Here is a 7,248-nt window from a genome sequence, read left to right as displayed (position 1 = left end):
TTTATCCGGTGACGATGGCGGAGGGGCTACACCTGTACCCATCCCGAACACAGAAGTAAAGTCCTCCAGCGCCGATGGTACTTGGCGGGAAGCTGCCTGGGAGAGTAGGACGTTGCCGGTTAAAATGTTCCAAGGTAGCTCAACGGTGGAGCACTCGGCTGTTAACCGATAGGCTGAGGGTTCGAATCCCTCCCTTGGAGCCATTTATTTTTCAATGATTTCATTGAACATGGGGGTATAGCTCAGCTGGGAGAGCATCTGCCTTACAAGCAGAGGGTCATAGGTTCGAGCCCTGTTACCCCCACCAACGCGGGTATGGCGGAATTGGCAGACGCGCTAGACTTAGGATCTAGTGTCTTGTACGTGGGGGTTCAAGTCCCTCTACCCGCACCATTTTATGCGGAAGTGGCTCAGTGGTAGAGCATCGCCTTGCCAAGGCGAGGGTCGCGGGTTCAAATCCCGTCTTCCGCTCCAATTTGCCTTTAGCTTAGCTAAAGAATATGGTCCATTAGCTCAGTTGGTAGAGCATCTGACTTTTAATCAGGGTGTCCCGCGTTCGAGTCGCGGATGGATCACCATAACGGCGGCGTAGCCAAGTGGTAAGGCAGAGGTCTGCAAAACCTTTATTCACCAGTTCAAATCTGGTCGTCGCCTCCATAATGCGCTCTTAGCTCAATTGGATAGAGTGTCTGACTACGAATCAGAAGGTTAGGGGTTCGAATCCCTTAGGGCGCGCCATTTAAAGAAGTACTTTTTAGTACTTCTTTTTTCATATTTAAAATAGATTTGCAGCTAGTTTTTCGATTTGACTTGATTGCTGTCTTAAATGATTTGATTAGTCGTTATATTAACCATTCTTTTACTTGAATAAAGAGGTTTAAATGTTATGATATAGCTAATATCCCTATCAGAAATGATCCCATTTTAAAATCGCTAAATAAAAACTTAAACTGTATGTGAAGTTTGCAGAGGAGACCGCATGATAAAACGTATAGAAGCACATGATCTGCCTGAATGTCTTGATGTAATACATAAAAGTTTTATGACAGTGGCAGAAGCATCTGGGTTGACAAAAGAAAATGCACCGACAAACGGGGCCTATATACCGCTAAAACGATTAGAAGATGAGTTTCAAAAGGGGACGATGATGTATGGGCTCTATAATCAGCAAAGGATTGTTGGTTTTATACAGCTCAAAGACAAGGGGAATCATATTTTTGAACTTGGAAAACTAGCAGTACTGCCGGATTATAGACATAATGGCTATGGTAAAATGCTGCTTGACTATGCAAAAAAAAACAGTCATTGAGGCAGGGGGAAATACCATTGAAATCGGTATTAAAGAAGACAATTTAAGGTTGAAAGAATGGTATACGCAATATGGCTTTATCCATACTGGGACGTGCAGATTTCCGCATGTTATTTTTGAAGTCGGATTTATGATTTTAAACTTATAAACCATTAAAAAAGTATCCTAAAAGGATCCAGAAGTTTAGGTTAATGGAAAATATCGATGATTTTCAATTGATTTTTTTGTGGAATTCGATATATTAGTCATAGAACATTAATCGAATGTATACAAGGGAAGGCATAATGAATATAACGTTAAAAGATATTGAAGCGATATTCAAAGATCGAATGAACATCAATACAGACAGCATGACTGCCTGCGGTCACCATGATTTAAAACGCAATCTTGTTTACAAGGTGAAGTCTGGTGAGCATACATTTATTATTAAATTTTATTATAAATACCACAAGCAAATTCGTGAGTTAAATGCATTGCATTATTATGTTAATACACCGCTAAAACTATTGGCACACGGTATTTACCAAGGTATTGAATGGTCTATTTATCCTTATATAACGGGTTATGTAATGGAAGGCTGTCTTCAAACCATGCCGGAAAACAAAAAGTGTGAGCTCTTTAAAGATTTTGGCAGCAAAATGGCTGATTTTCATAATGCTGTATCTTTCCAGCACTTTGGCGACTGGGTGGTAGGAAAGTACAGCCATATCTCAGCATACCAAACATTTATGATTAACGATACGGAACGAATTTATCATAATATTGAAAAATTGAATTTGAAGCCGAATAAGCTGTTTCAAGAGGCAATTGGTAGAACGAGAAAGGCGTACAATACCATTGAGACATTAGACGAGGTGACTTTATGCCATCGTGATTTGGATGGGAGAAATATTCTCATCGGCGTAAATGAATCACAAAGTGTGCCAGATAATAAAGCGACAAGCTATCAATTAATTACGTTTTTGGATTTTGAAAAATGTGTTCGATTTAATCCGCATTACGATATTATCAATTTATATCGCAAATACTTTTATAAAGCCCCGGCATTAATTAAGCCCTTTTTTGAAGGATATGATAAATTGAGGACACGCGGTGAGCAGTATGACATTGCATTTGAGTTTAATCTACTGCGAATGGGGTTAGATATCGCCAGTTGGTCGCATCATGTCTCAAAATGTTATTATGATGAAACCGTTGATTTTTTAGAGACGATGATGACAGAAGACTTAACCAAGTGGCGAATTTAAAAAAATCGACTATTCAGCCGATTTTTGCTTTGTTTGAAAATGCTAAAAATACAGTGCCCAGCGCTCTTCGAGAATATTTTTACCCCAGCTTTCATTGGCATGTGTCGAGATAATCTCGAATCCCTTTTGCGCATAGAGATAACGTGCAGTCTTAAGATCACTAAACGTGTCAAGAAAGACACTTGTATAGTTGTTTTCAATGCAGAAGAGCAGTGCCGCATCAACGAGTTTTTTGCCAATGCCAATGCCGCGCGCTTTAGGTTCTAAGAGAAAGAAACGTAATTGAGCTGTTTGATCATCCATACTTGCAACTGCAATGCTGCCAACTGGCTTTCCAGACATTTCAGCAATAAACATACACTCTCGTTCAGGATTAAAATGTTCAGCAAATGCATTTACAGTGGCATCGACATGATCTGAAAAGACTTGAGTCAGGCGATACTCATTTTGGTAAAGAATTTTATGACGTGAAATAACATAATCAATATCATCAAATGTGAAGTCGCGTATTTTAAATTGATAGAAAGCTTCTGAAAATTTTGCCTTAATGAGCTGCATACTGCTGACAACGGTTCTAACTTCATCTTCAGAAAGACATCGAAGCAGTTTCTTCATTTGATCATGTGATTTTGCATCCATTTTTTGAATGAGTGCTTCACCGGTTGTTGTCAATTTTAAGTTATTGAGACGATTATCTAACTCTGATGGTATTTTTTCAAGTAGACCGTCTGTTTCTAAGCGTTTAATGATACGACTCATATAACTCGGATCAATATTTAATTGATGAATAAGTGTTTTGGCGGTGCTAAAGGGTTGTAAACTGATTTCAAGCATGACGCGGACGTCAGTTAGTGAATAGCCGCTGCCGAGCAAAGATTGATCTAATAGCCCTAAAATGTTTGTGTAAAAACGGTTGAAACTACGGATATCTGCGATCATTGATTCCATAAGTACCTCATTTCTGGATAGTATTAATAGTGTATGGTGTGTGGTTTAGTAGTATTATAGCAGAAATGGTGGACTGAGTCCAGTAATAAACGATTGCGTAAAACTATGTCTAAGTATGAAAAGGGTGATATGAATACGCAACAGCGGCGTATTAAGCGTAGAAACCCCTGATCACATCGAAATCAATGAGATCAGGGGTTGTTTATTGCGTCTTAATTAAAAGAAAAAATTATAATACCTTTTGAAGCTCAAAAAATTCATGAATTTCGTTAAGCGCTTCTTTTGAACGTGCTTTATCGATAATACAGGATATTTTGATTTCTGAGGTAGAAATCATTTCGATATTGATGCCCATTTTGTAAAGAGCGCCAAATAGACCGGAAGCGATGGTCGCATCAGAAGTAATGCCCGTTCCGACGATAGAGAGTTTGGCAACATCGTCTCTAACGAGTAATGGATTTGCGCCGACTTCTTCAATAAACTGATTGATAATCCCTTGTACAAGTTCAAGATCGTCTTTTGGAACTGTAAAAGAGATATCATTGCGATCATCATGCGTAAGATTTTGAATGATCATATCGATGTGCACGTTTTGTGCTGCAAGTGCAGAAAACATCTTATAAGCAATGCCGGGACGGTCTGGAACGTCTGGTACAGAAAGTCTAACAATATTATCATCAAGCGTAACGCCTCTTACTTGTGCTTTTTCCATTTCATTCACCTCAATTATTTCAGTACCCGGTGCGGACAGTTCAAATGATGAGCGTACCACCAGTTTCATTTTGTTTTTGCGTGCAAGTTCGACAGACCTTGGGTGCATGACTTTTGCACCAAGCTTCGCGAGCTCAAGCATTTCATCATAGCTGATTTGGCTCATTTGTTTAGCCGTTTTAACAACACGTGGATCGGTTGTATAAATACCTTTAACATCTGTATAGATTTCACATAGTTCTGCATTTAGTGCGACAGCGAGTGCAACAGCCGTTGTATCTGATCCGCCGCGGCCAAGTGTTGTGATGTCGCCATTTTCATTCATCCCTTGAAATCCAGCGACGATAACGATATTATCCTTTTCGAGTTCCGTAATAATACGATTGGCTTTAATATCATTAATTTTAGCTTTTGAATAGAAATGATCGGTTTGAATCCCACACTGGTAACCAGTCAGCGAGATTGCTTGATAACCTTGTGATTCAATTGCCATTGCCAATAGCGAAATGGATATTTGTTCACCAGTCGACAAAAGCATATCCATTTCACGCGAAGACGGTGAGGGATTAATGGATTTTGCCAGTTCAATGAGATGATCTGTAGAATCTCCCATGGCAGAGACGACGACGACAGGCTGATGCCCCTGTTTCTTTAATTCGATGACATGATTGGATACCCGTTGAATTCGCTCTGCATCTGCAACGGAGCTGCCACCATATTTTTGTACGATAATACTCATAGATACCTCTTTATGATTCAACGGAATATGTTGTTCCGCTTTTATTAATGGTTAAAGTCTTTAGAGACCATTTTGATTCGAGTGTTGCCAAAAAGGGTTCAAATTGCTTGTCAAATGTATCGGCGTGATCCAGCGGCATTAATGCAATCAGTGTTGGCCCTGCACCGCTGATGAAACTGCCAAGTGATTGAATTTCGCGACATTTTTCAAAGATTAGTTCAGCTGATTGTATAAGCGGCAATCGGTACGGTTGATGAACCGCATCCTCAACTGCAAAAGGCAGCAAATCGTAGCGCTTTGTATATAGACAGTTAATGAGTAAACCAAGCCTAGACATGTTAAAAACACATTGCTGTATGTTATAAGTCTTCGGGAGTACCTTACGTGCTGCGGATGTACTGAGTTCAAAGTCTGGAATAAATACTTTAAAGACAATGTCTTCAGGGAAGATAACGCGATCGTGAATAACTTTTCCTTCGGTATAGCTGGAGATAACCATATCGCCAAAAATAGCAGGTGCAACATTGTCCGGGTGCCCTTCAAGTTCAGTGGCATATAATAATATTTCTTCTTTGGATAATGCGAAATCCAACAGATAGTTTGCGGCATAAATGCCTGCTACGATTGCAGTTGCAGAACTGCCAAGCCCTCTGGACATCGGTACATCACACTGTCCCATGATAAGATCATAACCGAGTGTCGAGCGATTATATTTTTCAAGTGTGTATTCAAGTGCCGTTTTAACAAGGTTAATGGAATCATCAATTGCATCATCTGGTGTTTCCCAAATAATGCGTTTTATTGAATCGGCCCGCTTAGAAAGTGCTACATGGTTGAACATATTGAGTGCCAAACCCAGTGTATCAAAACCAGGTCCGATATTGGCGCTGGTTGCGGGTACTTTAATATTAATCATTTAAAATGCCTCCGGTAAGTGCTGAATGCGTGTCGCAGGCGACAGAAAAAACTGATTGCTGTAAATCTTTGAGGTAATATTGAGTAGTCCCCAGAGATGCTGCATGTAAAGGTGCCAAGAACGATAACGACTTATTTATCATAGACTAAATAGTGAATATAATTGCAATTAAAGGTTTCTGTAATTTGATTGAGTTTCTCCAAAAGCGTTTTTTCATTAGATTCTGTCACTTGAACATAAAGTGATTGCGTTTCTGAGGCCAATGTCAGTTTTAAGCCATGGTCAGAAAAGAGACTAAAGAGCTTAGCGGCTAAAAGGTTGAGATCTTTGGCCTGAAAGCGAACCACATATTTTGCTTCTTTTGGGTAGTGTTTGATGATTTTAACTTCATCTTGATAAATATAAGATGGTAAGATCTTTTTGTTTTGGATAATATCCATAAGGTCGCCTAAAATAGCGCTTGCCGTAGGATATTTACCAGCACCTTTTCCTGTAAACATAAGCTCGCCAACAGCATCGCCTTCGACCAATACCGCATTAAATTCGTTGTCTATTTTTGCATATTTAGATTGCTGTGTGATAAAGACTGGTCTGACGGTGCCGTAGATGGCGTCTCCCATGTCTTCTGAAAAGGCAATGAGCTTAATTTTGTAATTCTCGTCCTTGGCAAAAGCAATGTCTCGGGCTGTTACACGCGAAATACCTTCCAGCGGTAGATCAGTCCATCGAATGTGCTTTTTATAACCGATGGTGGAGAGAATGACAAGCTTGCGCATTGCGTCATAACCTTCGACATCAGATGTAGGATCTGCTTCTGCAAAGCCCATAGACTGTGCAAGCGAGAGCGCTTCGTCATACCCCATATTGTCTTCATACATTTTAGTGAGAATGTAATTGGTCGTACCGTTGAGAACAGCGCTGATATTTTTAATTTCATTGCCGGCAAGACTTTCCTGAAGCGGTTTCAAAATAGGAATACCGCCGCCAACGCTGGCTTCAAAACTCAGAATCGTGTTATGTTCACGTGCGATTTCAATGAGTTCACTGCCTATTTCAGCGATGAGATCTTTGTTAGCCGTTATGACGGGAATGCCGTGTGACAGAAAATGTTTCAAATAATCGCCGGTTGGTGAGATGCCGCCGATGGTTTCAATGGCGATATCAATATCTGCATTTTTAAGATCGTTAAAATCATTTGTGAAAAGGTGATAAGCTTCGTGAGATTTGTACTTATCTAGGTTTTTCACGAGAATTTTAACGACTTCAAGTTTTCTGTCAAAATTTGTTTTAACAGCTGTTGTGTTCTTTTGTATCAATTCATATACACCGGAGCCTACGGTTCCGTATCCAAGTAGTGCTACCCTCAAAATGAGCCTCC

The 7,248-nt window shown here is 39.9% G+C and carries 6 protein-coding genes, 7 tRNA genes and 1 rRNA gene; 10 read left to right on the top strand and 4 right to left on the bottom strand.

The window, feature by feature from the left end:
- The first annotated feature begins 4 nt into the window (after positions 1-4).
- From rrf to KHM83_RS11910, 10 genes are all read left to right on the top strand, one after another.
- Positions 5-121, top strand: a 5S ribosomal RNA gene (gene rrf / locus KHM83_RS11955).
- Positions 122-128: 7 nt separating this feature from the next.
- Positions 129-203 (top strand) — tRNA-Asn (locus KHM83_RS11950).
- 28 nt (positions 204-231) lie between these two features.
- Positions 232-307, top strand: a tRNA-Val gene (locus tag KHM83_RS11945).
- Between the two features lie 2 nt (positions 308-309).
- Positions 310-393, top strand: a tRNA-Leu gene (locus KHM83_RS11940).
- 6 nt (positions 394-399) lie between these two features.
- A tRNA-Gly gene (locus KHM83_RS11935) sits at positions 400-474 on the top strand.
- A gap of 28 nt (positions 475-502) precedes the next feature.
- Positions 503-578, top strand: a tRNA-Lys gene (locus tag KHM83_RS11930).
- Positions 579-582: 4 nt separating this feature from the next.
- Positions 583-657 (top strand) — tRNA-Cys (locus KHM83_RS11925).
- Positions 658-661: 4 nt separating this feature from the next.
- Positions 662-738 (top strand) — tRNA-Arg (locus KHM83_RS11920).
- Between the two features lie 241 nt (positions 739-979).
- Complete coding sequence (locus KHM83_RS11915; RefSeq protein WP_213237249.1) at positions 980-1,309, top strand: GNAT family N-acetyltransferase; 330 nt, start codon at positions 980-982, stop codon at positions 1,307-1,309.
- A 284-nt stretch (positions 1,310-1,593) separates the two neighbouring features.
- Positions 1,594-2,556, top strand: coding sequence for a phosphotransferase (locus tag KHM83_RS11910; RefSeq protein WP_213237248.1), 963 nt, complete (start codon positions 1,594-1,596; stop codon positions 2,554-2,556).
- Between the two features lie 42 nt (positions 2,557-2,598).
- Here the strand turns inward: KHM83_RS11910 and KHM83_RS11905 are convergent, their stop codons facing one another.
- The 4 genes from KHM83_RS11905 to KHM83_RS11890 form a co-directional block, all read right to left on the bottom strand.
- Positions 2,599-3,504, bottom strand: coding sequence for a bifunctional helix-turn-helix transcriptional regulator/GNAT family N-acetyltransferase (locus KHM83_RS11905; RefSeq protein ID WP_213237247.1), 906 nt, complete (start codon positions 3,502-3,504; stop codon positions 2,599-2,601).
- Positions 3,505-3,733: 229 nt separating this feature from the next.
- Positions 3,734-4,954 (bottom strand): aspartate kinase, encoded by a 1,221-nt coding sequence (locus KHM83_RS11900; protein ID WP_213237246.1) that lies wholly within the window; start codon positions 4,952-4,954, stop codon positions 3,734-3,736.
- Between the two features lie 10 nt (positions 4,955-4,964).
- Complete coding sequence (gene thrB, locus KHM83_RS11895) at positions 4,965-5,870, bottom strand: homoserine kinase (RefSeq protein ID WP_213237245.1); 906 nt, start codon at positions 5,868-5,870, stop codon at positions 4,965-4,967.
- A gap of 131 nt (positions 5,871-6,001) precedes the next feature.
- A complete protein-coding gene (locus tag KHM83_RS11890) occupies positions 6,002-7,237 on the bottom strand; it encodes a homoserine dehydrogenase (protein WP_213237244.1) in 1,236 nt (411 codons plus the stop codon).
- Positions 7,238-7,248 lie beyond the last annotated feature (11 nt).

This window comes from Fusibacter paucivorans (assembly GCF_018390735.1).
GTDB lineage: Bacteria > Bacillota > Clostridia > Peptostreptococcales > Acidaminobacteraceae > Fusibacter > Fusibacter paucivorans.
The sequence above is the reverse complement of the archived record's forward strand: the minus strand, read 5'-3'. Positions and strand labels throughout refer to the sequence as shown.